29 protein-coding genes are annotated in these 25,595 nt (G+C 62.1%); 3 read left to right on the top strand and 26 right to left on the bottom strand.

All coding sequences use genetic code 11. The annotated features are described in order from the left end of the window. Positions 1-14 precede the first annotated feature (14 nt). The 26 genes from J5Y06_RS21595 to J5Y06_RS21470 form a co-directional block, all read right to left on the bottom strand. On the bottom strand, positions 15-1,064 hold the full coding sequence (locus J5Y06_RS21595) for a flagellar hook-associated family protein (RefSeq protein ID WP_209337277.1): 1,050 nt from the start codon (positions 1,062-1,064) through the stop codon (positions 15-17). 4 nt (positions 1,065-1,068) lie between these two features. Beyond that, the gene (gene flgK / locus J5Y06_RS21590; protein WP_209337276.1) at positions 1,069-2,460 is read right to left on the bottom strand and encodes a flagellar hook-associated protein FlgK; all 1,392 of its coding nucleotides are present in this window, start codon (positions 2,458-2,460) and stop codon (positions 1,069-1,071) included. An 18-nt stretch (positions 2,461-2,478) separates the two neighbouring features. Next, the gene (locus tag J5Y06_RS21585) at positions 2,479-3,762 is read right to left on the bottom strand and encodes a flagellar hook protein FlgE (protein WP_209337275.1); all 1,284 of its coding nucleotides are present in this window, start codon (positions 3,760-3,762) and stop codon (positions 2,479-2,481) included. Between the two features lie 86 nt (positions 3,763-3,848). Next, positions 3,849-4,520, bottom strand: coding sequence for a response regulator transcription factor (locus J5Y06_RS21580; protein WP_209337274.1), 672 nt, complete (start codon positions 4,518-4,520; stop codon positions 3,849-3,851). 144 nt (positions 4,521-4,664) lie between these two features. Next, entirely contained in the window at positions 4,665-5,267 is a 603-nt protein-coding gene (locus J5Y06_RS21575; protein ID WP_385932604.1) for a transglycosylase SLT domain-containing protein, read from the bottom strand. Continuing rightward, the gene (fliK, locus tag J5Y06_RS21570; RefSeq protein ID WP_209337273.1) at positions 5,185-6,588 is read right to left on the bottom strand and encodes a flagellar hook-length control protein FliK; all 1,404 of its coding nucleotides are present in this window, start codon (positions 6,586-6,588) and stop codon (positions 5,185-5,187) included. The genes J5Y06_RS21575 and fliK overlap by 83 nt, the downstream gene beginning before the upstream one ends. Next, complete coding sequence (locus J5Y06_RS21565; RefSeq protein ID WP_209337272.1) at positions 6,585-7,808, bottom strand: chemotaxis protein; 1,224 nt, start codon at positions 7,806-7,808, stop codon at positions 6,585-6,587. Before J5Y06_RS21565 ends, fliK begins: the two co-directional genes overlap by 4 nt. Further along, positions 7,805-9,085: a MotB family protein gene (locus tag J5Y06_RS21560; RefSeq protein WP_209337271.1), complete on the bottom strand. Its 1,281-nt coding sequence runs from the start codon at positions 9,083-9,085 to the stop codon at positions 7,805-7,807. The genes J5Y06_RS21565 and J5Y06_RS21560 overlap by 4 nt, the downstream gene beginning before the upstream one ends. Next, positions 9,082-9,702, bottom strand: a complete 621-nt coding sequence (locus J5Y06_RS21555) for a hypothetical protein (protein ID WP_209337270.1) — start codon at positions 9,700-9,702, stop codon at positions 9,082-9,084. Before J5Y06_RS21555 ends, J5Y06_RS21560 begins: the two co-directional genes overlap by 4 nt. Next, the gene (gene fliF / locus J5Y06_RS21550) at positions 9,702-11,342 is read right to left on the bottom strand and encodes a flagellar basal-body MS-ring/collar protein FliF (protein ID WP_209337269.1); all 1,641 of its coding nucleotides are present in this window, start codon (positions 11,340-11,342) and stop codon (positions 9,702-9,704) included. The genes J5Y06_RS21555 and fliF overlap by 1 nt, the downstream gene beginning before the upstream one ends. A 107-nt stretch (positions 11,343-11,449) precedes the next feature. Next, entirely contained in the window at positions 11,450-12,412 is a 963-nt protein-coding gene (locus J5Y06_RS21545) for a flagellin N-terminal helical domain-containing protein (protein WP_209337268.1), read from the bottom strand. Between the two features lie 144 nt (positions 12,413-12,556). Continuing rightward, positions 12,557-13,522 (bottom strand): flagellin N-terminal helical domain-containing protein, encoded by a 966-nt coding sequence (locus J5Y06_RS21540; RefSeq protein WP_209337267.1) that lies wholly within the window; start codon positions 13,520-13,522, stop codon positions 12,557-12,559. Positions 13,523-13,711: 189 nt separating this feature from the next. Beyond that, complete coding sequence (fliP, locus tag J5Y06_RS21535; RefSeq protein ID WP_209337266.1) at positions 13,712-14,446, bottom strand: flagellar type III secretion system pore protein FliP; 735 nt, start codon at positions 14,444-14,446, stop codon at positions 13,712-13,714. Continuing rightward, complete coding sequence (locus J5Y06_RS21530) at positions 14,443-14,994, bottom strand: flagellar basal body-associated FliL family protein (RefSeq protein WP_209337265.1); 552 nt, start codon at positions 14,992-14,994, stop codon at positions 14,443-14,445. The genes fliP and J5Y06_RS21530 overlap by 4 nt, the downstream gene beginning before the upstream one ends. A 10-nt stretch (positions 14,995-15,004) precedes the next feature. Beyond that, entirely contained in the window at positions 15,005-15,712 is a 708-nt protein-coding gene (gene flgH, locus J5Y06_RS21525; RefSeq protein WP_209337264.1) for a flagellar basal body L-ring protein FlgH, read from the bottom strand. Beyond that, positions 15,709-16,224 (bottom strand): MotE family protein, encoded by a 516-nt coding sequence (locus J5Y06_RS21520; RefSeq protein ID WP_245248253.1) that lies wholly within the window; start codon positions 16,222-16,224, stop codon positions 15,709-15,711. Before J5Y06_RS21520 ends, flgH begins: the two co-directional genes overlap by 4 nt. Further along, complete coding sequence (locus tag J5Y06_RS21515; RefSeq protein WP_209337324.1) at positions 16,221-17,312, bottom strand: flagellar basal body P-ring protein FlgI; 1,092 nt, start codon at positions 17,310-17,312, stop codon at positions 16,221-16,223. Before J5Y06_RS21515 ends, J5Y06_RS21520 begins: the two co-directional genes overlap by 4 nt. 29 nt (positions 17,313-17,341) lie before the next feature. Further along, entirely contained in the window at positions 17,342-17,794 is a 453-nt protein-coding gene (gene flgA / locus J5Y06_RS21510; RefSeq protein ID WP_209337263.1) for a flagellar basal body P-ring formation chaperone FlgA, read from the bottom strand. A gap of 3 nt (positions 17,795-17,797) precedes the next feature. After that, positions 17,798-18,586 carry a flagellar basal-body rod protein FlgG gene (gene flgG, locus J5Y06_RS21505; RefSeq protein ID WP_209337262.1) on the bottom strand — a complete coding sequence of 263 codons (789 nt, stop codon included), beginning with the start codon at positions 18,584-18,586 and terminating at the stop codon, positions 17,798-17,800. Positions 18,587-18,598: 12 nt separating this feature from the next. After that, positions 18,599-18,922 (bottom strand): flagellar hook-basal body complex protein FliE, encoded by a 324-nt coding sequence (fliE, locus tag J5Y06_RS21500; protein WP_385932601.1) that lies wholly within the window; start codon positions 18,920-18,922, stop codon positions 18,599-18,601. Next, on the bottom strand, positions 18,922-19,338 hold the full coding sequence (gene flgC / locus J5Y06_RS21495) for a flagellar basal body rod protein FlgC (RefSeq protein WP_209337260.1): 417 nt from the start codon (positions 19,336-19,338) through the stop codon (positions 18,922-18,924). The genes fliE and flgC overlap by 1 nt, the downstream gene beginning before the upstream one ends. Beyond that, positions 19,338-19,718, bottom strand: coding sequence for a flagellar basal body rod protein FlgB (flgB, locus tag J5Y06_RS21490; protein ID WP_209337259.1), 381 nt, complete (start codon positions 19,716-19,718; stop codon positions 19,338-19,340). The genes flgC and flgB overlap by 1 nt, the downstream gene beginning before the upstream one ends. Before the next feature lie 71 nt (positions 19,719-19,789). Beyond that, positions 19,790-20,380, bottom strand: coding sequence for a hypothetical protein (locus J5Y06_RS21485; protein WP_209337258.1), 591 nt, complete (start codon positions 20,378-20,380; stop codon positions 19,790-19,792). Then, positions 20,367-21,713: a flagellar protein export ATPase FliI gene (gene fliI / locus J5Y06_RS21480; protein ID WP_209337257.1), complete on the bottom strand. Its 1,347-nt coding sequence runs from the start codon at positions 21,711-21,713 to the stop codon at positions 20,367-20,369. Before fliI ends, J5Y06_RS21485 begins: the two co-directional genes overlap by 14 nt. Before the next feature lie 3 nt (positions 21,714-21,716). Further along, a complete protein-coding gene (gene flgF, locus J5Y06_RS21475) occupies positions 21,717-22,445 on the bottom strand; it encodes a flagellar basal-body rod protein FlgF (RefSeq protein WP_209337256.1) in 729 nt (242 codons plus the stop codon). A 9-nt stretch (positions 22,446-22,454) separates the two neighbouring features. Continuing rightward, positions 22,455-23,231, bottom strand: coding sequence for a DUF1217 domain-containing protein (locus J5Y06_RS21470; protein ID WP_209337255.1), 777 nt, complete (start codon positions 23,229-23,231; stop codon positions 22,455-22,457). Positions 23,232-23,362: 131 nt separating this feature from the next. On the opposite strand from J5Y06_RS21470, the gene motA reads away from it, so the two are divergent. The 3 genes from motA to fliN are packed head-to-tail and all read left to right on the top strand — an operon-like array spanning position 23,363 to position 25,593. Continuing rightward, positions 23,363-24,232 carry a flagellar motor stator protein MotA gene (motA, locus tag J5Y06_RS21465; protein WP_209337254.1) on the top strand — a complete coding sequence of 290 codons (870 nt, stop codon included), beginning with the start codon at positions 23,363-23,365 and terminating at the stop codon, positions 24,230-24,232. Between the two features lie 4 nt (positions 24,233-24,236). Next, on the top strand, positions 24,237-25,184 hold the full coding sequence (locus tag J5Y06_RS21460; RefSeq protein WP_245248251.1) for a FliM/FliN family flagellar motor switch protein: 948 nt from the start codon (positions 24,237-24,239) through the stop codon (positions 25,182-25,184). A 13-nt stretch (positions 25,185-25,197) separates the two neighbouring features. Then, a complete protein-coding gene (gene fliN / locus J5Y06_RS21455) occupies positions 25,198-25,593 on the top strand; it encodes a flagellar motor switch protein FliN (RefSeq protein ID WP_245248250.1) in 396 nt (131 codons plus the stop codon). Positions 25,594-25,595: the final 2 nt, after the last annotated feature.

Genomic DNA, 25,595 nt, shown 5'->3' with positions numbered 1-25,595 from the left:
GTTCCCGTGCGTGGTCAGGGCAGGTAGTTGAGCAGGCTAAGCTGCTGGATGCGGGCTGTCAGGGCATACGAGGTTTCGATCTGCGTCAGCAGGTTCGTCACGCGTGTCTGAGCCTCATAGGGGTCGACCCCCTCGAGTTCCTGCAGACCCGTCTTGAACAGGCTGACCTGCATCTCGATACGCTCGTTGGCGCGGGCAACCCGTTGCTGCGTGACGCCGATTTCGGATTGCGCGTTGGCGATATCGGCGATCGCGCTGCCAACCAGCGACGCGCCCCTTTCGGCAACAAGCTGGCGTGCGCTGTCGTTCAAGGGTCCTTCGAGCAGCGCCTGCGCCAGGGCGGTCGACATCGCGAGCTTACGGATGCCGGCTGCATTCGCGCTGAGGGACGTTTGCGCGGTGTCCGTCATGGTGATGCGGCTGGTGATCGTTTGGTTAGAGGCAAAGGATGACGTGCCTTCCCAGCCGCTTCCCAGAAACAAGTCGTTGACCGGCCCATCGATGAAGGCCTCCAACGCGCCGGCCGAGATGGTCGCTGCCTGCGGATCCGTGATGGAGAAGCCGAACTGCGCCGTAAACGCAGCGTCGAAAGCCATGCGGGACGTAGAAGCAGGATCGCTGAAGTCGGCGAGCGGCTTCACGTCCGTGCTGACGCCGGCAAAAATGTATTCCCCGTTGAGACTGCCATTCACCACATCGCGCAGCGACGTGAAGGCGGCGGTGGCATCCGCGCTGGTGATCTTCGCGTTGGCGTCGCCGGAAACCGCGGCTGTCAGGGTCGAAAGGTAGGTTTGAGCTGCGGATGTAATCTGGCTGAGGCCGTTCTGCGTCGCCGCCATGCGGGCTGTCGCCACGCTGTTGGCATCGGCGATCGCTTCAAGACGATCCATGTCGCGGCGGAAGGACACGGTTTGTCCGGTGCGCGATCCGAGCTGCAGGCCGGCATCGGCGAAACTGCCGGAGCTCATCTCCGTTTGCGCCTTCACCAGATCGCTTTGCAGCCGCATCATCTGGTAGCGCAGCGCCTGGTTAACAGCAGAAGTGGAAACGAAGCTCGTTTTCATGGCGTCAGTTCACCGCCGCGAGCAAAGCGGTCAGCATTTCATCCACGGCTCTGATCAGTCGCGCCGAGGCTTGATAGGAATGCTCCAGTTCGAGTAGCAGCGCCATCTCCTCGTCCATGTTGACGCCGGTGGCGTTCGACAAGGCCGCGGCCGTCCGGGTTGCCAGGGCGCCGGCTGTTTCCAATGCTCCCGATGCAGTTCTGCGCTGAGCTTCGAGCCAGCCGACCGAGCTGCTGGCGAAGTCACCCAGGGACATGGCAGCGGTGCCAAGCCCGGATGCAGCGGAAAAGGCGACGGGTTCGTCGAGCCTGGAGATAAATGCCTGAATGCGGGTGCCATCGGACGCTGCCGTTCCTGCTCCGCGCAGCAGTTCCGGGTTTCCGCCGGCATTGACGTCGTAGGCAGCGTCGTTCCGGATCACACCGGCAAAGCCCGCGCTGGCCATCGTGCCGGATCCCGCCCAGTTCATAAGGCCGGTGGAGCCTGCCTCCGAAAAGGCTGTGACAACCGCTCGCGCCATGTCGTCGAGCTGGTTCTGCATGGTGGGGGCAACTGCGTCCCGCAGGTGCAGCAAGGCGCCCAACGTGCCGGGAGACTCCGCTGTCCTGCCCTGCGATAGTGCCACGCCGTCGATGTAGATCGGGTTTCCGCCCAGTGACGCGTCGTAGACGGTGGTCGGCGTAAACGCCACCTTGCGCGGAACCTTGTCGAACAGCGTGATGCCGTCCTTGGTGATCAGGCTGATGTCGTTATCGGCCCTCTTGTGGGCTGAAACCGGCACGATCTCGGAAATCTGCTTCAACAAGGCGTCGCGTCGGTCGAGCGCTTCGTTGACATCTGTTCCGAGCCGCGTCCCGTTGACGATGGTTGCGTTGAGCTCCTGGAACTCTGCAAGCATCGTGTTGAGGTCGCCCACGGCCGTCGCCATCTGCTTGTCGGCGTCCGCGCGGAAGGTCTGCACCGCTTGGGTTGCATTGTTCAGCGAAGAAACAAGATTTCGCGCGGCTTCAACGGCGTTCAAGGCGAGGGTGCGGTTTGCTGGCGAAGCGGAATAAAGCGCAAGCGCTTCCTGCAGATCGCCAAATGCTGCCGAAACGGTCGCGTTGTTGGACGCGCCATTCACTGCCGTCGCAAGCTGGTTGAGGCCATCGAGCAAAGCCTGCTGTCCCGAAGCCGAGGACAGTGCGGCCAGGTTCTGCTTGAACAAGACTTCGCTTGTCGAGCGCTGGATATCTGCAACGCGTGCCCCGCTGCCACCTGTACTGGCGAGGATGGCGGTCCGGCGCGTGTAATCGGCATTGCCCTGTTCTGCGATGTTGCGCGAAACGACACTCGTTTGGCGCGACGTGTTTTGCAGTGAGCGTTGTGCGATCCCTAGCGCGGAAGTCAGTGACATCTCAGCCTACCGATGCCCTTATCGCTTCAGGTTGACGAGGATATCGAGCAGGTCCGAGCCGGTCTGAAACACCTTGGAATTGGCCGTGTAGTTGCGCTGCGATTCGATCATGTCGGTCAGCTCTTCGGCGATATCGACGTTGGAGCCTTCGAGCGCGCCAGACACAACCGTGCCGAGGCCTGTCGAATTCGGGAAGCCAAGACGGACGGCTCCGGACTCGGGGCTCAGGGAGTACACATTGCCCGGCATGACCGTGAGCTGGTCGGGGCTCGGCACGCTTGCGAGCGGGATGCGGTAAAGCGCCTTCAGCTCTCCGTTTTCGTATTGCGCCGAAACGATGCCGTCGCCGCCGATGTTGATGCTCTGGATTGGGCTCGGACCGTTGCCGTTGGCGCGAATCTCCGGATCGAAGGAGGTCGCAAGCTGCGTCAGGTTCTTCAGGTCGAGCGTGAACTCGCGTCCACCTGGGATGTCGAAAACGATGTCACTATTGCTTGCCGCGGTCAGGCGTCCATTGGCGGGGTTGAAGTTCAGTGTCGTGGTTGCGAGCGGCCCCGTGGAATAGGGAAACGAGGTGTCCGCGGACGCGTCAGCCTGGTTATAGATGGCAACTTCCCAGGTCGGCTCCGTACCTGGCGGCGACCCTGCAGCCGGACCGGTCTTGGTGAGGAAGACGTCGAGCAGGATTTCCGACCCCAGGTTGTCGTAAACTACGACGGAGGACTTCGCGGAATAGCTCGCATCCGCTGCATTGGTGGACGGGAGTCGGGCTGCGTCGACCACTGCCGCCGTGGCTGGCAGATTGGCCAGGATGAGGCCGGCGTCCGAGGGCGTTACCGAAAGCTCGTAGGCGCCGATGTTCACCACTTCAAGGCCGTTGAAGCCGTTGGCGACGGCGCTTGGCTCGCCATTGGCGTAGTTGTAGCCCATCAGATAGAACCCGGCCGCATTAACCAACCGACCTTGCCCGTCCGGCACAAAGGAGCCGGCACGCACGAGGTTGGAGGTGCCGTTAGGGCTTTCGACGATGAAGAAGCCGTTGCCGTTGATGGCAAGATCGTTGCCGGAGGTGGTGTACTGCAGGACGCCCTGCTTCGACACCTCGTAGCGCACGGATGTTTTGACGCCGCCGGAGTTATAATAGCCCGGCGTATTCGGCACCACGAGCGAGGAGAACTCCGTCTTGGAGCGCTTGTAGCCGGTGGTATTCGCGTTCGCGATGTTGTCGGCGACCGTCGACAATCGGTTGGCTTGGGCAGACATGCCCGACACGCCCGTCCGCATCATTCCGTAAAGGCTCATGCCCGCATCCCCTGATCCGCAGTTCCGCCCGGTCTCACGATAGGGCAGCCGGCTTGCGCGAACCTGACGGGCAAGCGCCTGCCGGATCAGCTCATCAGCTGGTAACCGAGGAAGCGCTTGGACTCGATCGGATCGAAGCCAAGCTTTTCGCGCAGCTTCTTGCGCAGCTTGGAGATGTGGCTTTCCACCACGTTCTCCTCGACCGCATCATCGAACAAGCCGTAGATGGCGTTGAAGACCTGGGTCTTCGTTACACGGCGGCCGCGATTGCTCGCGAGATATTCCAGGATGCGGCGCTCGCGGCGCGGCAAGGGGAGGGCAACACCGTCGATTTCAGGATCCCGGCCATCGGTGTAGATGCGCATCGGACCGACCTCGGCGTAGCTTGCGACTTCATCCTGAACCCGGCGGCGGATTGCAGCGACACGGGCAAGAATTTCGCGGATGTGAACCGGCTTGCGGATCACGTCGTCGACGCCGGTTTCGAACAGGCGAAGCGTGTTTTCGAGGGAATGATGTTCGCTCAGCGCGATTACCGGTGCGCTGGTGCGGCTACGGATGCTGCGCGGGGAAACCTTGTCTTCCGCACCTTCGCCCAAGAGGAACGCGCGCACCGACTTCAGGTCGGATTCAGCGGCGCTCGCCACCCATTCGCTGAATTCCTTCGAGCCGAAGCCGGCGCTTGCGATGCCTTCCCGTCCGAAGAGCGATTGATACCCTTCTTTAACGAGGTCTCGTTCATCAACGATCACGATCATCGTGCGCCCCTTCCGAATCAGCTCCCGCATGAGCTGTGCAAAGGGGTACCGGCTGCGCGGAATCCCGCACAGTACGAGTTCTTACAGGGATGATCTGGGGAGTCGCAGATCCGCAATGGTTAACGGGCTGTAACACTCAGCCGCTCAAGGCTGGCAGAAGCTCCTTGCTTCGGGCGTCCAGGCGCCCATGCCAGTGGCGATCATGTTGCCGATCACGCGACACACATAACGCTTCTGCGCCGGATCGTTGTTGGGGCCGGCATGATAGCGCGCCACCGTCATTGACCAGGAGGAATGCTTGCGCTTCAGGGCGGCAAGGAAGCGGGCGGCGTAATCAACATTTAGATGCGGGTCGAGCATCGCCGCGAGCGACGGAAAAGCCGACGAATGGTAATGGTGGTTGATCTGCATGCAGCCGAGGTCGATCAGGGTCTTGCCTTCCGCGCGTGCCTGTTGGAACAGCGCGATCGCCTTTTCCTTGGAGGGTGCGAACTCCGCTTTCCCCTCTATGTTCAAGGCGTAAGGCTGAAGGCTGCCGCGCTTACCTGTTTCGGTGAGACCCACAGCGTAGAGGATCGCGACCGGAATGTCGTGCGCCCGCGACGCCTTGATGATCTCGGCTTCGCACGCGTTGTTTGCGCGTGCCGGCGCAGTGGCGACACTACTAGATATAGCGACCACCATCAGGACGAGCGGAACCGTTGTCTGGGCGCGAACCAGAGCTTCCGCCGCGCCCTTCGCTGCCATCATTGCGATGCTGCGCAGGCGGATTGCCGCGGTTTTCGTTGCGGTTGCCGGTCGCCGGGTCATGGGGTGTTCCGTTGTTGGCTTGGGGCAGGGAGCCCGCATAATCGGCTTCACGGCCCGAGGCTGCGGCCGCGCCAGGGACATGCTGAACCGTGATGCGATCCACCGATACGCCGACATCGGCCAACGCGTTTCCGATCGCATCGCGGTCCTGCACCAGGCGCGCATGTGCTTCCGCAGTTTCCACCTGCAGTTCAACCACAAGACCGTCGGCTGTGCCTCTCAGCACGGCGGTCACGAGCCCCAGGTGAAGGGGGTTCAAACGGAGCTTCAGGGTCTCGCTCGGACCGGCCATCTGGCTGGTCACCTCGGCTTCGGTGACCCGTCGAGCCGCTTCAACGAGGGCTGGTTGTTCGACCGGATCGAGCGCTAAAGGTGCCGCGCCCGGCAGCGCCATGCCTGATGTGGCAGCAGATGGCGGCGTTGAGGGCGTCGGAAGCGGTGCACCGCCGTTGCGGTCGTCTGCCGGCGGGGAAGCGTCCTGCTCGGTCGGCTGAGTCTGGTTGTCCGCCGGCGGTGACCACCGGACGGTCGGCTCTTTCACGGGAGCGGAGGGCCTGAAAGCTACTTCAACGGAAGGGTTCACGTTCGTCTTAGGATTGGTATCTGCGGGCGCCTCGGATACGTCCTGCCGCGACAAGGACTGGTTCTGCGCAGCGCGTGTCATCGCGGGCGCTGCGAGGGCCGCCTGCGGTGCTGCAACAATGGCTTGCGCAGCCGGAGGAGGCGCAACCGCCGCCGGGGCAGACGCGGGCGCCGCAGGCTGCGCGGCCGGTGAAGCGGTGGCTTCCGTTGGAGCCATCTCGGCCGGGCGGTTCGCGCCGGCCGCTGGATCTGCCTCTGCCCCCATTAGCATCTGGGCGGCACCAGAGGGATCATCTCCGAGGTTGGATTTTGCGATCTGCGCCGGCCGCTGCTCGGCAGCAACCTGCAAAACAATGGCGATCGCTTCACCATCGGGCTGTTCCCGTTCCGCATCCTCCTCGCTCGGCACCGGATCGCTCGGCGCTGAATTGGTTTCCGTTGCCACTGTGGTTTCCGACGCAAGAAGGAGATGCAGGGCGGACCACGCCTTTCGCTTCGGCTCGCCGAGCTCTTCGTTGTCCTCACGGGGTTCCCGTGCGCGCGTTTTTGCGCTGCCGGCTGGCTTTTCCAGAAGATCGCCGAACGGACCCGCGTCAGGCGCTTGCCCTTCGTTTTTTTGCGAGGTCGAAAATGGATCGAGAGCCGCATGTGGGGCTGCGGAAGCGATAGGCATCATTGGGCACTTCGCTCCAAAAGCGCGTCCACTGCATCGAGCTTGGCGCGCGCGCTCGTCAGGATATCCATGTGGCCGCCGTCAGCGGTTTCGGAGCCCCGCGTGTCCGTGGAGGGATCGGCGCTGACTTGGACCACCTCCGGCTCCCCCTGCGGCTGCTCGGCCTCCGGGGCGCTGGCCGCGGGTGATAAGGCCGCCGCTGGCGATGTCACGCTGTTGGCAATCGCTTCCGCGGCATCAAGGAGCAAACGGTCGTTTTCGGACAATCGGCTCTTGTCGATCTGCTTCAACCGGGCCAGGGTCTGGTCCACCGTTTCCGATGTGACCTCGGGCGCTGCCGAGTAAAGCAGGGCGCGCGGATCCGGTTCACCGTCCACGCCGCCGAGGCTTCTTGCCTTTTCCGCAGCGAAGGCATTGAGATCGGCGAGGTTCTCGATGGCGCTGATCCGCGCCAGCTTCAGGTAAACGAAGCGCTGCTGTTCGGGCGTCATCAAAGCAATGGTGCTGGCAATCGACCCACGGTCGATGTGCTGATCAAGTGCAACAATGCCACCCAGCAGGTCATCCACGAACTGTGAGGCATAGGGAGAGCGGATGAAGCGGCGCACGTATTGCTCCGCCGTGCGCTGGAAGCGTGGCACCTGCTTGAGCGTCGCGGTGAGGGAAAGGGTTCTACGGAGTGCAGCCTCCTCAACCAGTGTGCCAGGGCCGAGAAGCCGCGCCTGATCAAGAAAACGCAGCGCATCCAACGGCGTTTCGGCCGCCATCAGGGATCCTTGCACCAAAGCCAGGAAGGCGCCGAGTTCTGGACGCAGCTTGCCAGCGTCGATCGTCTTCAGTGCCGTTTGGGCAAGGCGCAGCCGTCCAGTCAGATAAGCGCTGACGCCCAGTGCAAGCTGTTGGTCGTGTGTCGCCAGATGCAGCCGCCCGGTCAGCATCTCCAGGGTGACGGGATTGCCGCCGGACATGCCGTAAACCAGCATCGCGCGGAAATTCCGGCGGTCCTCGAAGTCGGCGTCCGTTGCATCGCGGAAGCGCTTGTCGATCATCTCGAGCAGTTTGTTCTGCATCGGCAAGGCCGCGTGGTCGCCATCGGCGATGCGGTCCTGCAGCACCTGCAGCGAGCGCACCATCTGGTATGGCGCAAGCGCGGTTTCGGCTGCCGCATGCACCGGGAGCAAGGCCACGAGCAGTCCTGCCGCGAGGAAGTGCCGAAGCTTCATTCGCCGACGCCGACCAGGATCTCGATGCGGCGGTTGGTATCGGAAAGCGGGTCGCCCGGAACCTTCAGCTGTCGGTCGGCAAAGCCCGCGACTTCGCGGACGCGTTTTTCGTCAAGACCGGCTCGAACCAGCATGTAGTAGGCGGAATGGGCGCGAGCGGTGGACAAGCGCCAGTTGTCGTAAGTTTCGCTACGGAAAGGGCGACCGTCGGTATGGCCCTTGATGGTGACTGGGCCCTTTTGGCTTTCCACCACCTTGGCGATCTTTTCCATGCCGAGAACCAGATCGCGGCCAGGCACAGCGGAGCCGACGGCGAACATGCCGTAGTTCTCCTTGTCGGTGACCGAGATCAGAACGCCACCTTCCGTGGCTTCCACGGTCATGCCCATCAGGAGCCGGGGGTCGCTTGCAAGCGCTTGCTCGAGTTGGGCGCGAATGGCGGCAGCCTTTTCGGTGACCGCCGAGCTTTCGGGAGAGGAAGCAGTCGGTGCTTCGACCTTTACGGCCTCTTCTTCGGGAGCAGGGGCGAGAGCCGGCAGGTCAGGCAGCGGCTTCGCGGCAGGGGCTGGCGGCGCTTCAGGGAAGCTTTCGGCGGCAGCGCTCGGCTGTGCGGCCGGTCCGCTGCTGCCATTGCTGTTGGCGCTGAGTTCTGCGTAGCCGTCGCGCGGGTTCTCGCCGGCATCTTCCGGCTTGGCAACCTGCTTCGACCAAAAGTCAGGAGCGAAGGGGTCGCGGTAGGACTCCCCGCCCGAGGCGCCGGTGGCTGGTCCTGCGTCCTGTGCGCCGCCTTCGCCTTTTTCGGCCATGTTCTGCAGATTGCCGGTTTCGGCGGCAATCTCCGCCAGCACGGCATACGGATCTGAGAACAGGTTCTGGTCGGTGAAGATGCGCGATTCCTTGATCGGATCGCTTGTCACGGTTTGATCAGCCTGGCCGGCCGTGGGCGCGGTCTGGTCCTGCTTGGGAACAGGGGAATTCTCCTGATCCTCTGAAACCGTACCGGCCGCGAGCGGGCCGTTGCCCTGATCGGCCAGGCTTTTGCGGCTGGAATTGCGGTCGGTCAGCTTCACCGGATTGAAGTAGCTCGCGACCGCCGCCTTCGTTTCCTCGTTGGCCGCGTTGATCAGCCACATCACGAGGAAGAAGCACATCAACGCCGTCATGAAGTCGGCGAAGGCGATCTTCCACGCCCCGCCATGATGTCCTTCCTCATGGTCGTGGTTGCGACGGATAATGATGATTTCGTGCCCGTGCGGCGGGCCTTCCACGACGCTCATGCCAGCACGCGCTCCAACTCAGCGGACCACGATTTCAGGCGGGTCACATAAAGGGCGTCGTCGATCGTCAGAGTGAGATCGATATCCTCGCTTTCCACGAAGTCGAGCCGCGCAATCGTTTCTCCGAGTTGCGCCAGAAGTGCGTGGTACAAGGCAGCCGGTCCGCTCACGCGCAGGCGCACCGCAGTTCCTTCGGCCAAAACTGCCTGCAACTTCACCGCCAGCTGGTTAATCGCCTTCGCGCGCAATGGCTCGGACAGCAAGGGCGACAGGATCTGCGCCACGGCCGCACCGGTGCGCTCCACAACGGCCTGCTCCAGCTTCGTGAATTGCTCCATCATGGTTTCAGCGGCACTTGCCGCCCAAAGCGCTTCCTGCCGCCGCATCCTGGAGGCATGCTCCGCCTCGATCTCGGCTTCCCGGGCCGCCCAACGTTCCGTTTGCTCCTGGCGCCATTGAGCTTCAGACTGCCGCACCGCTTCCGCGATGCGATGCTCCAAATCGGCAGCAGTTGCGTGCTCTTCCCTTTGCTCCGGAATCGCGGCGAGCACGGGCCGAGGAAGCCTTGGCTCCGACCCGAAGTCGACCAGCAGGTCCGAGATAGCGCGAGCTGGCATCAAGCGGCCTCTGCTGCTGCCCATTTGCGCAGGATCTGCGCCGTGCGCTCTTCATTGATGTCAACGAGTCGAGCGAGCCGTTCCTGTGGCGCGGGGCGAATGCGCTGGCGTAGATCGTCAAGCGCGGTGGGCTGCCCGGTTGACGCGCCCGGCAAGGCCGCCGTTTCTCCTGCTGCAATCTGCGGCGTTTCGCCTGCGGCCGGCAAAGCAAGGTTGGCTTCAGCCATTTCGGTGGCCGGCGGTGTGGTGCGCGTCACGGCCGCCATCATCGGACGCAGTCCAAACAAGGCGACGAGCAGGGCCACGATCACGAAGGCGCCGGCATTGATCAGCGTTCCACTTTGGCTTTTCACCAGATCCATCAGCCCCGGCTCCGGCAGCGGCTCGCCGATCAGGCCATCAAGGAACTGAACAGCCGCCACGTTGATCTGGTCACCCCGCGCTTCGGACAAGCCGGCTGCGGATGACACCATGGCCTGAATCTCTGCCACGCGTGCGGCAATCTGTTCCGGTGTTGCGCCTTCGCCGACCACCTCTGCCAATCGCTTCTGATTCACGACCACGCCGATGGACAGCTTGGCGATGTCGTAACCGTTCGAAACGGTGGCGATCTTCTTGGAATTGATCTCGTAGTTCGTGACCTCTTCCTTGCGCTCGCTGTTTTCGCTCGACTGCGGGCCTTCGGTGGCATTTGCCTGCTCTTCCGGCAGGTTCTGTTCCACCGTTGCCGGCTGGTTGGTGGTGGATTGCTGCGAGTTGTCGTTGGACCGGATGATCTGCGTTGAGCGCTCGACACGCGATTCGGGATCGAAGATCGTTTCCTCGATCTGGCGCTGGTCCGTGTTGACATCGGCCTTTACGCTGGCCCGGAAGTTGTCGGCTCCAAGGTAAGGCGTCAGCGCCCGGCGGATATTGTCCTCGATCTGCAGCGCGACGTTCTGCTCCACGGTGATCGCCCGGTTGGCCGTACTGTTGGACAGGTCGTCGCCGGATGCCAGCAGTGTGCCTGCCGAGTCGAGCACTGTCACATCATCGGCTTCAAGCCCTGGAACGGCCGCAGCAACGAGATGGCGGATCGAGTTGGCGCTACGCGTCGCTTCCATGGAGCTCGAGGTTCGGATCACGACCGATGCCGACGACTTCTGCTGGTCGCGCCGAAAGCTCGCCCGTTCCGCGAGCACAATGTGTACACGCGCGGCCCGGATGCCGGCGATGGACTGGATGGTGCGCGCGATCTCACCTTCGAGAGCGCGAATGCGCGTGATTTCCTGCATGAAGGATGTCAGGCCGAGCGAGCCGACATTGTCGAACAGCTCATAGCCCGCATTGGTGGATGTGGGCAGGCCTTTTTCGGCGAGGAGCATGCGGGCTTCTGCCGTTTGCCCGACCGGAACCAGCACAGTCGTGCCGTCGGATGCTACATCGAAGCCGATGCCGGCTTCGCCGAGAACAAGGCCGATCTGGTTCACGTCGGCGCGTTCGAGCCCGACATATAGCGGCTCGTAGGCAGGCCGATTGAGGTAAACAGAAGCACCGACGATCAGCGCGACCATCAGAACACCGGCTGCTGCAAGCAGGCCGAGCCTTCGCGCACCGAGCGCACCAAGATTGTTGACGATGGCTTGTAGCTGTTCGGGCACGGGCAGGGGCGCTCCTGGACTTCAGGGCCACCCTAGAGTTGCAAGCTTGTGCGAAAATGAAAACGGGCCACAAGAGGCGGCCCGTTTGAAGAGGTTGGCGTACGCTCTTAGCGGAAGAGCGACAGGATCGACTGTGCCGAGGAATTGGCGATCGAAAGTGCCTGGATGCCGAGCTGCTGCTGCACCTGAAGCGCCTGCAGCCTGGTCGACTCTTCGTTCATGTCGGCGTCAACCAGGGAGCCAACGCCGCGGTCGATTGTGTCCATGAGGTTGGACACGAAGGTCTTCTGCAGGTCGATGCGCTTTTTGGCGGCGCCAAGATCAGCGGCAGCCGTGGTCATCAGCTTGATCGACGCATCAACGCCCTTGATGTAGGAGTCGAGCGTCGTCAGGTCGGCTGTGCTGTTCGTAAGGGCAGAGATGTTGAGAGTGGCAACCGTGAAGCCAGCCGTTGTTTGATCGGCATTTCGCACACCCGTCGTAGTGCTGTACTTGGAGTCCAGAATGCCGGTACCCGCGGCTGCCGCGTCCGTTGCCGAGTCGAAGAGCTTGATCGTTGACGTATCCACGGCGATGGTGCTGACGGAAACGGTGCCGTCGGCAGCGCGCGTGAACGAACCCACGATTGCCTTGCTTGCGCTGTAGCCGGTGGCGCTGGAGTCCACCGAAAGCCAGTTCTCGCCCGAGAACGAAGCGGCGGCCGCATTGCTGGTAAGCTGAGCCTGCAAGGTGGTGATCTCGGCCTGGATCTTGGCTTTGTCCACGCCGCCTTCGCGCGCCGCTACGAGCTTTTTCTTGATTTCGTCGACCGTTTCGATCGCCGCATTCATGCCGGTGTAGGCCGTGTCGACCTTGGCAGCGCCCAGGCCGAGAGCGTCCTGGACGGTGGACAGCGCCTTGTTGTCCGAACGCATGGTCGTCGCAATCGACCAGTAAGCTGCGTTGTCGGAGGCTTCAGCAACGCGGAAGCCGGTGGAGATGCGCGCTTGCGTGGTGGAAAGCGCGCTGTTGGTGGCGTTGAGCGACTTGAGCGCGGTCATCGCCGATACGTTGGTCATGATGCTAGACATGGTTGATGCCCCTTTATTCGATACAATGTGGGCAGACCGGGCTCACCGGTAGAACAGCGCGGCATCATGCCTCCGGACCAGAAGATCCAGACTGTTCTGCAAGGGCGTGGGCGGATCCGAAGACGCCGCCCGAGCCGGGTTCGATTAGCGGAAGAGCGACAGGATCGACTGCGCAGAGGAGTTGGCGATGGAAAGCGCCTGGATGCCGAGCTGCTGCTGGACCTGCAGCGCCTGCAGCTTGGTCGACTCTTCGTTCATGTCGGCATCAACCAGCGAGCCAATGCCGCGGTCGATCGTGTCCATCAGGTTGTTCACGAAGGTTTTCTGGAGATCGATGCGCTTCTTGGCAGCGCCTAGATCGGCGGCGCCGGTCGTCATCGCCTTCAAGGCCGTATCGACCGCGCTGATCATGCCGTCGATGACCTTGTTGTCGACACCTGTCGCAGTCAGATCCAGCGTGGACACGGAGTAGGTCACGTTTACAGCAGTAGGAGTCGTGCTGTTTGCCGTGGTGGTTTCCTTGTCCAGAATGCCGGTCTTGGTAGAGCTGGCAGTCGTACGAGTGTCAAAAAGGATGGAGTTCGCGGTCGTGGTGGCCAGCGTGATGTCGATGGTCTTCACAGCCACGCCCGTTGAGTCGCGGGTAAAGGAACCCACGACCTGCTTTGTGAGCGGGGCGCCGGCCGTGACGGTGCTCAAGTCCGCCTTCAGCCAGTTCTCGCCCGAAAAGCTCGCGGCGTCGGCCGTGCTGGTGAGCTGGCCCTGGAGGGTCTTGATCTCGGCTTGAACCTTGGCTTTATCGACGCCGCCTTCCCGGGCAGCAACAAGCTTTGCCTTGATTTCGTCGACGATATCTTTCGCTGCGTTCATGCCGGTATAGGCCGTGTCGACCTTCGCGGCACCCAGGCCAAGCGCGTCCTGAACGGTTGCAAGCGCCTTGTTATCGGAGCGCATGGTGGTCGCGATCGACCAGTAGGCGGCGTTGTCGGATGCTTCAGCCACCCGGAAGCCAGTGGAAATGCGCGCCTGCGTCGTTTGCAGCGCGGCGTTCGTGGCATTGAGCGACTTCAGCGCCGTCATTGCCGATACGTTTGTCATGATGCTTGACATGGATGATGCCCCTTAAGCGGTACAGGTCGGGACATACCGGGCTTCTGCCGGTAGAGCGGCGCGGCCTCATGCCTATGAGGACCCCATGCCTCAATCCACCCTGCGTGGAGGGCTTATGGCACGAGGGGGCTGACCAAACGGCTAACCGGTATGGTTAACAGTGTGTGTGTTGCTGAATGGGTGGGAGCGTCAGGTGAAGGATCGAACGAGGCTGCCGACGAGGAGATTCCAGCCGTCGATCAGCACGAAGAACATGATCTTGAAGGGGAGCGAGATCACGGTTGGGGGCAGCATCATCATGCCCATCGCCATTGTCACGGTGGCCACGATCAGGTCGATCACCAGAAACGGCAGCACGATCAGAAAGCCAATTTCGAAGCCGCGACGGATCTCAGAGATCATGAAGGCGGGGACGAGGATCCGCAGATCAACCGTTTGCCGATCTGCGGTCTGCTCGCCGCGTTCGGCGGCGAGATCTGCAAAAAGCTGGTAGTCCTTTTCGCGCACGTTGCGGGCCATGAAGTCCCGGAAAGGGTCGGAAATGCGCTGAAGGGCTTCCTGTTGCTGGATCTGGTTGTTCAAAAGCGGCTGGACGCCGTTGTTCCACGCCTGATCAAAAGCGGGCGCCATGACGTAAAAAGTCATGAACAGCGACAGGCTGATCAGGATGAAGTTGGCGGGCGTCGTTTGCAGACCGAGACCGGAGCGCAGGATCGAAAAGGCGATCACGAAGCGGGTGAAGCTCGTCACCATGATGAGAAGCCCGGGCGCCAGCGAGAGAACCGTCAGCAGGCCGAATAACTGGATGATGGTGCCAACGGTCGTGCCATCGGCCTGACCGACCAGCGGCGTGAGGTCGAACTGCTGGGCGCTTGCCGGCGTTGCGAAACCAAGAAGCGCGGTGACGAGAAGGAGAATTCTCATTCGAACAGGAGCGTGCGCACGAGGACTTCTTTGACCTCGCCCTTGCTGATCATATTGGCGCGCTCGAGAAGATCCGCCTTCAGGTGCTGGAACCCGCTCGGCCCTTCGATCTGATGCAGCTTCACCGTGCGTAGATAGCCGAGCATGTCTTGATGGATGGCGTCGGCAACACCCGGCTGCGGTGCGCGCGTGAAGTGAACGGCCAGTTCCGCCCTGACCCAGGTGTCGCTTGGTGCCGCGAGGTTCGTTGTGACGGGCAGAAGGTCGACGATTGTGGGGTTCGCATAAAGCGGCGGCGTCTCGCCATCGGCATCCGCAGCACCATGTCCCTGGCCGCCGTCGTGCCCTTGCGCGGCCGCATGACCTGCATCGGCTTTTTCGTTGGCGGCCGCTGCCTGGTGGGTATCAGCCTCGGCACGCAAGTGACCGCCCACGAGCCAGCCGGTGCCCACCGCGGCGGCCGTCAGCACGGCCAGGACGCCGAGTTGCACCACAAGCGACGAGCCTTTGGCCGGTGTCGTCGCTTCCTTGTCGTTGGCTGCGGCCATTCTGTCAGCCTCAGAAAGGGAGAACCGTGTCGAGAACCTGCTGGCCATAAGCAGGCTGCTGGACCTCGGTTAAACGCCCTCGACCGCCATAAGAGATGCGGGCCTCGGCGATGCGCTCGTAATCGATTGTGTTGTTGCCGCCGATGTCGGATGGCCGCACGATGCCTTGAATGGTGAGGACGCGCAGTTCAGCGTTGACCCGCACTTCCTGAGACCCGGAAATAATCAGATTCCCGTTGGGCAAAACATCGGAAACAACCGCTGCCACCTGCAGCTCGATTGCTTCAGATCGGGTGGTGGCGCCTGTTCCACGCGATTTCGAAGTGCCATCGGCATCGAAATCAAGCGAAGCGTCGGAGCCTGCACCGGCCACCGCAAAGGCGCCGGTCAAACCCAGGCCGCGTCGCGAGGTGCGCTCCCGTTCCGACTCATTTTGGAAGCGCGCGCGGTCATTGATTGAAATGTCGACGGTTAGGATGTCTCCCACCTGAAGGGCACGCGGATCAGTGAACAAGCGGCTCTGCTTGTCATTCCAAAGCGAGTAGCGCTTCACCGGTGCGGCCGGAATGGCCGGGTAGCTGACCGATGTCAGGGCAGGAGTGGCATAGCCTGACCCCACGGGAGACAGCGTAGGCGGCACGAAAAGTTCACTGCGCTGCTGCGTGGAGCAGCCCGCCATCAAACCGGTTGTTGCGACAAGAAGAAGCGCGCGCATCATGTGGGATCTTCCTTGCGCGCTGCACTCGCCATCACGGCAGTCAAGGCTGCGGCAGTTTTGCGTTCCATTTCGTTGAGGATGACGCTTGCCTTGCGGGCTTCAAGCTTCATCAGAATGCCCGCTGCGAGCTCCGGCGACAGTTCCGCCATCCGCTCGGCCGCCGCATCGGGCCGCATCTTGGAGTAGATCTCCACCACGCCGTCCTCGGCCTTGTTGAGGAAGTCGTCGCGGCGCTTGAGCCACTCCTCGTATTCGCGGCGCTTGGCTTCCAAAGCTTCAAGCCGCTTGTCGATGTCAGCTTGCAGAGTGGCGAGTTCCTGCGCCTGGATCTGGTAGCGGCGGTCGCGCGCGGCATCGGCGATGTTGGAGCAGAAGCGCTGGATCTCGCTTTCGGTGCCGGTCGCCTTGGCGGGTGGCGTTGCCAGGTCAAGCTGTTCGGTTGCGGACGAAGCGAACGTGCTCGATGCAAAACCTGCCGCGACCACCATCATGCTGAGGCCGAGCCGGATCATTGCAACACGAGCTCCGCTTGGAGCGCCCCGGCGGACTTGATGCCTTGAAGGATTGCAATGATGCCGGAAGGCTTGACGCCGAGGCGGTTCAGGCCGGACACCAGCGTTTCAAGATCAGGCCCGTCGAGCATCGCAACCTGGCCACCTTCCTCGAACGCGTTGATCACGGTGTTGTCTTCAACAGCCGTTTCGCCACGGGAGAAGGGCTCAGGCTGAACGATCGTCGGCGTTTCGCTGACGCGCACGGTCAAGGAACCGTGGCTGATCGCCACCTTGGCGATCTTTACGTCCTGGCCGATCACGATCGTGCCTGTGCGCTCGTCGACCACCACCTTTGCGGGCGTATCAGACACAACGGCGATGTTTTCGAGTTCCGCATAAAAGCGAGCGGCCGAGATCCCTTCAGGACGGTGGATCAGGATGGTGCGGGCGTCCTGTTCGGCGGCAAGCCGTTTGCCATAACGATCCTTGGCATAGGCATTGATCGCGTCGGTCACGCGAACGGCGGTTGAGAAGTCTGGATTGCGCAGTTGCAGGGTTAGCGACGTGTCACCATTAAAGCGCGCTTCAACCTGCCGCTCGATGATGGCACCGTTCGGCACCCGCCCCGCGGTCGGCACACCCTGGGTCAGGGTTTCGGCAGCACCCTCGGCGTTGAAGCCTGAAATGAAGACGGGCCCCTGAGCCACGGCATAGATGTCGCCGTCGGCCGCCCGCAAAGGCGTCATGATCAGCGTGCCGCCCTGGAGTGACGTCGCGTCGCCGAGGGACGAAACCGTCACATCGATGCGGGTGCCGGATTGAACGAAAGGAGGCAGGTTGGCCGTGACGATCACCGCCGCAACGTTTTTCGAGCGCGCCTGGCCCCCTTCGGTGGCGATGCCGAGATTTTCGAGCATGGCGCGAATGGATTGCTCGGTGAAGGGCGAGTTGCGCAGACCATCACCGGAGCCATTGAGGCCGATCACCAGACCGTAGCCAACAAGCTGATTGTCGCGCGCACTTTGCAGCTGCGCGATGTCCTTGATGCGCGTCCAGGCGCCGGCGCCCACGCCATCGGCGGCAGCGGGCATGAGGCCCGCCAGCATCACCAAGGCAAGAACACAGGCGCGGCGGATCACGAGGCGCTCACCTGAATTGAACCATCGGCCAGCACCACGCCCATGAAGACCGTGCCGCTGTCCATGTTGCGCACCTTGATCATGTCGCCTGCCGATCCGTCCTGCAGCGGAACAGCTGTGGTCGCGATGATCAAGCCGCCGGCCACGAAGCGGACTTCCACCGGCTTCCCGCTTTCCACGAGGTAGACCTCGCGGAGTGCCGAAAGCGGAATGGTGCGGCCGGGCAAAAGCGTGCGTCGGGAGACTTTGCCGATCAGTTCCTCGGCGGACGCGGCCATGTCGGAGGTGAGGCGGGACCCGCGCTTCAGCTTGGCTTCCTGGATGGCTCCGCTTGTGATCGTTTCCCCGGGGTAGATCACGCGCGTTGGCACAGGCGCGACGTCCTGCGCGGCAGCACCGCCAAGCGGCACCGCAGAAAGGAAGGCAAGGAGGAGAAGCGCGCGCATCATGCTTTACCGAAGGCTTTGGGACACAACCGACGCCATTTCGTCGGCCGCCTTGATGACCTTGGAGTTCATTTCATAAGCACGCTGCGCCGAGATGAGTTCGGTGATTTCCTTCACCGGGTCGACGTTGGAGTTTTCCAAATAGCCTTGCTCAACCGTGGCGAAGCCCGGGTCGCCAGGGACGCCGACATTTGCTTCTCCCGAGGCTTCGGTCGGTCGGAACAGGTTGTCGCCGATCGGATTAAGGCCGGCTTCATTGGCGAAGGTCGTCAAGGTCAGCTGTCCGAGCTCCTGGAGCTCCATCTGGCCGTCGACACGGGCATAAACCTGTCCGGTTTTGTTGACGATCACCTCGGTGGTGTTCTCTGGGATCGTGATCGCGGGGTTCACCGTATAGCCGTCAACGGTGACCATCTGGCCGGTGGCGTTGGTGTTGAAGGCTCCCGAGCGCGTGTAGAGCGGCTCCCCATCTCCGGTGTCGATCTGAAACCAGCCGGTGCCCACCAGCGCGAGGTCGAACTTGTTGCCGGTTGCGGTGAGCTCGCCTTGCATGTGCACGTTGCGCACGGCCGTGGTCTTCACGCCAAGGCCGATCTGCGCGCCTTCCGGAACGATCGCGCCGTTGGCACGGTTCGGGACGCCCTGCAGGCGCTCTGTCTGGTAGAGCAGATCCGAAAATTCGGCGCGCGCACGCTTGAACCCTGTGGTGTTGATGTTCGCGATGTTGTTCGCGATCACCTCGAGGTTGGTTTGCTGCGCCGTCATGCCGGTTGCGGCAATAGCCAAGGCTTTCATGAGTCCAGCTCCTCAGATCGCCATGCGGCTGATTTCGAGATAGGCAGTGACGATCTTGTCGCGGATGGCGATGGCCGCCTGCATCGATTGTTCGGCGCTCATCACGGCATCCACGACAGTGCGGGTATCCGCATCACCCTGCAAAGCCATCAGCGAAACCTGCTCGGCCTGCTGAAGCGAACCGATGGTGTTGGTCGCCATGTCACCCAGCGCAGCGGCAAAGCTCGTCGGTTCGCCCGCCTTGGGAGCGGCAACCGGGGCAACGCCGGCAGAAAAATCAAGCTTGGCGCCGGCTGTCTTGCCGATGCCGATCAAACTGTCGAGGCCACCGATCATCATTGGTTCCGCATCAGGTCGATGGTCATGGAAATCAGTTCTCGCGCCTGCTTCACGACCTGAAGGTTGGCTTCGTAGGAACGGTTGGCTTCGCGCATGTCGGCCATCTCGACCAGGACGTTGACGTTGGGCATCTTCACGTAGCCTTTGTCATCCGCCGCCTCATGGCCGGGCAGGAACTCGACGGGATAGGCTGAGCTGTCGCGGCCGATGTCGGACACCTGCGCGAAGGACCCGCCGCTGACGCGATCAAGCGTCGACGCAAAGGTGATGGTTTTGCGCTGGTAGGGTTCAGCGCCCGACGTGTTGCCCGTAGACTGGGCGTTGGCAAGGTTTTCCGACACCACGCGCACGCGCTGCGACTGCGCTTCAAGCCCGGATGCGGCCACCTTGAGGGCTGTGGTCAAAGCATCCATCAGGACCTCGTCGTCATCAGATACATGCGGTGAAAGGCCTTCACGATCGAAGTGTTGAGCTCAAAGGCACGTCCGACCTCGCCGGCCTTCAGCATCTGGTCTTCCAGTGTGACCGTGTTCTTGGACGGCAGGATCGCGATGCCGTCCTGCTTTGTTTCCACGCGAGTGCGCGCAGGCGACGTGCTGGCGAGGATATGGTTCGGCTGCGTTGCCGCCATCGTCACGGCCTTGTTTTGCAGCACCTTTTCGAAGGGCTCGACATCAACGGCGCCATAGCCGGGCGTGTTGGCATTGGCGACGTTGCCGGCGATGGCCGACTGACGGACGCTGAGCCAGCGCGCCTGCTGGCTCGCAAGATCAAACAAGTTGACGGGCTGCATGGAAGACAAGATCCCCGAAGTCTCCGCAAATCCTAAGCGGATGAACTTGCGTGGACCTTGCCCGGACGCGCTCAGGGCTCGAGCAGCAGGACCTTATCGCGGCTGGTTACCAGAACCCAGTCATCGCCGCGCTGCTCGATGGCCCTGACCTTGCTGTTGTCGGGCAGTTTGGAGCCGGGTTGAACGACGAACAGCCCGCCGTCGTCCTGAATCATCGCGCGCCCAAGCGTTGCGTGGACCATGCGATAGGGGATCGAATCGGCCGGGAAAGGCTGATCAAGAACCTCCTTGGCAGGGGTCTCGCCGTCTCGCTTGCGCTGGGGCAGGGTCCCGGTCGAAAACGGATCCAGTGGAAGTTGCGCGGCTTCTTCGATCGACATCGGTGAGCCAACCCGGTCGGGAAATGAGCGCATGCCGCTTGGCCCGCTGGCGATCATCCCCTGGCCGCTGAACTTCATGGCACGAATGCCGAACTGGTCCTGGTTGTAGAAGACGTACCAGGGAAAGAGGGCGCAGGTTAGGCCCAGCGTGATGCCAGCAATCGCCGTGCCGAGTTCGCTGCGCTGCTTCTTGTCGTCTGCGGAACGGCGCCAGCGAATGAGCGAGAGCGCCCGCCGCAAAGGAGACAATTTTGCGGGCTGGTTGATCTCAGGCTGCGGCATTCTGAGCTTCCTGCGCTTTCAGGTGCTTGGCCAGGGCGGCAAACGGGTCGGGGCTTTTTTCATCGCCCGGCGCTTGCACCAAGGCGTCATAGATCACCGGAACCTGCCGGACTGCCTGGTCGAGCTCCGGATCGAGGCCCGGCTGGTAGGCACCCAGCAGCCGTATGTCACGGGTATCTTCGAAGCGAGCAATCATGCTTTTAAGGCGGGTGACGAGGACCTTTTCCTCTGGAGTCCAGGCCTTGGGGGCGAGGCGCGAGATTGAGGTCAGCGGGTTCACCGGTGGAAAGCGTCCTTGTGCTGCAAGAGCGCGGTCCAGCACGATGTGGCCGTCAAGAATGCCGCGCACGCAATCGGCAACAGGATCATTGTGGTCGTCTCCGTCGATCAGCACAGACAGAACGGCCGTGATGGAGCCGCTGCCTTCCCTCCCTGGTCCCGCTCGCTCGAGCAGCTTGGGGAGCTCCGTGAATACGGAGGCGGGATAGCCGCGCGCCACGGGCGGCTCACCGGCGCCGGTGGCGACTTCACGATGGGCATGGGCGAAGCGGGTGATGGAGTCGAGAATCAGGAGAACGCGGTGCCCCTTGTCGCGGAAGTGCTCGGCCACCCGCATGGCCGTATCCGGGGCCCGGCGGCGCATCATCGCGCTTTCATCGGATGTGGCGACCACGGCCACCGTCTTCTCCATCGCCTGGCCGATGGTGTCTTCCAGAAACTCGCGCACCTCGCGACCGCGTTCGCCAATCAGCCCGACCACAACCGTGTCGAAGGCATCCGAGCCCGCCAGCATCGCGAGCAAGGTTGATTTGCCGACGCCCGAGCCAGCAAAGATGCCCAAACGCTGGCCGAAGCAGAGCGGGGTGAAGATGTCGATGACGCGAACGCCCGTGCGCAGTCCTGTATCAACCCGCTGACGGCTCAGAGCGCTTGGCGGTTCGCTTCTGCGCGACCTCGCTTCGCCACGGACTAGGAACGGTCCCCCGTCTACGGGCTGACCCAAAGCGTCGACCACACGCCCGCGCCAGGCTTCGTGCGGTTCGATGCTGGCTGGACCCGTGTCGAAGGCTGGATCGCCAATGCGCGTCGAAAGGGTTCGCTCGTACGGTGCCGCGAGCAGATGGTCGGTTTCGATCTTGACCACCTCTGCACGAGCGTCGCCGAGTTCCAGAAGATGCCCGAGGCGCGCCACATCCGACAGGCCGCGGATCTTCAGGTGGGTGGCCGATATTTCCACGACCTTGCCGCCGCGCCGAAGCAGCGCTTCTTCGTTGACGAAGCGCCCCACCAGATCGGCCAGCGCTTGCAGGGCAGGGGCGGGAGCGTCCGGCATCGCTTAGCCGCTGCGTGAGCCGAGCGTCTTGATCGCGTCCGACATGCTGGTTTCGGTCTGCCGGTTCATTGCAGCTGCATTTTCGAAGGCACGCTGAACCATGATCAGCTGCGTCATGGACACGACCGGGTTCACGTTGGAATCTTCAAGGAAGCCCTGCTTCACGCCGATGTCGTTGCGATCCACGACCGGTTCTACCGGCCCGCGCGGCAGGATCCCGGAGTTGCCGAAGCGCTCGAAATTCTCATGCGGGGTAAAGGCAAACAGCCCAACAGCGCCCACCGGATTGCCGTTTTGAAACAGCATGCCGTCGGCGCCCGCATTGGGTGCGCCGCCGCGTGGGTCGAGCTGGATGGGGGCTCCGCCGGCATCCAGCACCGGATAACCTTCAAGCGTCAGAAGCTCGCCAACGTCGTTCAAGGCAAAGCGGCCGTCACGGGTCAGAACCTGGCCGGCCGGCGTTTGGATCGAGAACCAGGCGTCGCCCTGGATCGCAAAATCCAGCGCGTTGCCGGTTTCCCGGATGCCGCCGCTTTGGGTATTGAGATAGGTCTGCCCCTTCGAAACAAAGGACAGGGCATTCTCCCCCGATCCGCTGACCAGGTCGTTGAACTTCATGCCCGTCGCGCGGAACCCAACGGTGTTCACATTGGCCAGGTTGTCGGCCAGCGTGTTCAGCCGACGCTCCAGCGCGATCTGCGACGACAAGGAAACGTAGAGTCCGGCTTCCATCGTCGTTCCCTAGCGGCGCATGCTTTGGATGGTGAGCATCAGGTTCGTCGACAGCCCGTATTCCACGCTTTGTGCAAAAAGGGCGCTCATGGCGCTTTGTGCCGACGAACTGGGGTTCTTAGTCTCCCACATGGCGGTGAAGGTTTTCAGGAACTTGTCGAGCTTCTCGGGATCCTGGAAATCCTCGATGTCCACCCGCTGCTCGAAATAAGCGACCTGCTTGTCGATGTCGCCCGTGGCAAATGCATCCGGAAGTCCGAGCGTGGTGCGCAGCACTTCGGAAAGGGCACCATCAGCGAGAATGGAATAAAAGGAGGTGATTTCCGATGCCTTGCGCTCGAAGTAGAGCGCCAGCCGGACGCCTTCGTTCTGCGCGCCCTGATCTTCTTCCAGCGTTTGTCGAACATACTTGTCCACGGTACCCTGCTGGGCCTTGGTGAACACCGTTGCCGTTTCGCCATGGCGGACGAAATTGAACGTCTCAACAAACTCGTAGTAGCGCTTGTCGGTCAGCTTGTTGGCAAAACTTGCATCGTCGTCGATGCCGCCTTCCAGAGCCTTGCGCATGAAGGCCTTGGCGTAGTTCATGTCCTCAAGGCCATGCGCTTTCATGGCGTAGCGGAACAGCTTGTCGTCCGCCATGAACGCGTCGATCGATTTCACCTTAGTGATGTTTTCGAGGTAGTAAGCCGTGTCGCGCTCGACCATCGGCTGCTTTTCAACGCGCGCCAGTGACTTCGCCATGTCGCGCGAAACAAGCTGATAGCCGAGATAGGTGTTGATCACGCCCTGCGCTCCGGAGATCCCCTCCTGTTGATGTAGAATCAATCGCTTGTGCGAGGCTGGCGGCCGACTTCAAGCCTCACGCAAGCGAGAGCTCTTAGACCCGAAGCTCAATGGACGGGTAAGGGCTTGCCGTGGGCATTCTGATCGGATTTGTCGTGACGCTGGGCTGTGTGCTCGGCGGCTTCATGGCCATGGGCGGGCACGTTGAAGTGCTGGTCCAGCCGTGGGAAGTCGTGATCATCGTCGGCGCGGCGTTCGGCACCTTCCTTGTGGCCAATCCGATGAAGGTCGTGAAGGACACCGGAAAGGCCACGCTTGAAGCCTTCAAGCAGGCGGTACCGACGGAAAAGGTTTACCTCGAAACGCTCGGCGTCCTGCACAGCCTTATGCGCGAACTCAAGACCAAGCCGCGCAACGAGGTTGAAGCCCATGTCGACAATCCCAAGGAATCGGCGATCTTCCAGTCGTTTCCGACCGTGCTCAAGAACGAGACCCTGACGTCCTTCATTTGCGATTATTGCCGCCTCATCATCATCGGCAATGCGCGCAGCCACGAGATCGAAGCGCTGATGGACGAAGAAATTCAGACCATCCGCGCAGACTCGCTGAAGCCCTACCATGCCATGACAGCAGTGGGCGACGGTTTCCCCGCCATCGGCATCGTGGCTGCAGTGCTGGGCGTCGTGAAAGCCATGGGCGCGCTGGATCAGTCGCCGGAGATCCTCGGCGGGCTGATCGGCGCCGCTCTTGTGGGTACCTTCCTCGGCATCTTCCTTTCCTATTGCGTTTGCGCTCCGATCGCGACGAAGATCAAGGTCGTGCGCGAAAAGAACAACCGCCTGTTTGTGATCGTGAAGCAAAGCCTCATCGCCTACATGAACGGCTCGCTGCCGCAGGTCGCCATCGAGTTCGGACGCAAGACCATCTCGACCTACGAGCGTCCGTCCATCGACGCGGTGGAACAAAGCACGTTGAACATGCCGGAAAAGAAGGCTGCCTGATCGGATGGCGGCGGTTCTTCAATCCACAACCAATCCCCTCGCAGGAATGATGCAGAAGGGCATCATCGAACAGCTGACGGGCGAAACAGGCGAGCCGGACCGCGTGGCGCAAGCCGGGCGGGCCTTGGCCGAGCGCGCGCTTCCTGCGCTTCGCGAAAGCTTGAATGCCGAGCTTGCGAGCGCCGTTGACGTGGAGATCGATGACGTGACGGTTGGCCGCTTCGCGCAGGCGCGACCATCGGAGGGCACTTTCGGCACCATGGCCGTGGCCGCTTCGGAAACGTCCCCCGACGCGCTGGTGCTTGTGAGCGATGCCGCCGCCGCAGCGCTTCTTGTTACTGCATTGTTCGGGGCTGAGCCCGACCAGCCGATCACGCCGATCGATCGGGAGCCCACCGCCACGGAACTCGACGTTATCGCGCTCACCTTCGAGGTGTTTGCCCGCGTGATCAACGGGTCGGGCGAGCGCTCCATGACGATCAAGCTTCCGATACCCGAGCCGCTTGCTGGCAAGGAACTCGCAAAGCGCAGCTTGCGCGACGGTCCTGCGGTGACCCTTCGCTTCCGGCTGTTGTTGCCGGGCGGGAGCGGCACGATCAGCCTCACCATGCCGCAGCGTGTCTTGTTGAAGCATCGCGCGCTGCCGGAAGGAGAAGCAAACGCAGCAGACCCCCGGTGGGGCGCGCATTTTGGCGAAGAGATCATGCGCTCCACCGTCGATCTCAGGGCAACGCTTGCCATGGAGCGGATGACGCTCGGCGAAATCGCCGATCTGGAGGTCGGCCAAGTGCTGGCGCTGCCGGAAGGGGCGCAAGCGAGCACGCAGCTGTCTTCGCGCGGACGGACCTTGTTCGTGTGCGAATTCGGCAAGCTCGGCCAAAACTACACAGTGCGCGTGTCGGAGGAATTCGATGCCCGCAAGGACTTCATCGATGGCCTGTTGCCAGGCTGACGGAGCGACTTGAATGACAACCCAGCCAATGGTCGACGATACGGAACTTGCCGCTCAGGAAGATCAGCTCAACAAGGCGATCGAGGAGCTGAAGGGTGTTCTGCACGAAGGGCAGGGCGGAGTTGCCCAGGCTCCGGCTGCGGCAGCCAAGCCGCGCAACAACAATGTCATCATGAACATCCCCGTTGATGTTCAAATGGTGCTGGGCAGCGCGTCCATGCCGGTGTCTGACCTCATGGCGTTGCAGAAGGGCTCTGTTGTTGCGCTCGACCGACGGATCGGCGAGCCGGTGGACGTCGTGGTGAACGGCCGTATGATTGCGCGCGGCGAGATCACCGTGATGGAAAGCGACACCTCGCGCTTCGGCATCCGCCTAACGGAAATCATCCAAGCCACGCGGAGCGCCTGAGC

The organism is Tianweitania sediminis (genome assembly GCF_017813335.1).
Lineage (GTDB): Bacteria > Pseudomonadota > Alphaproteobacteria > Rhizobiales > Rhizobiaceae > Tianweitania > Tianweitania sediminis.
Note: the sequence above shows the minus strand (reverse complement) of the source record. Positions and strands in the feature narration are given on the sequence as shown.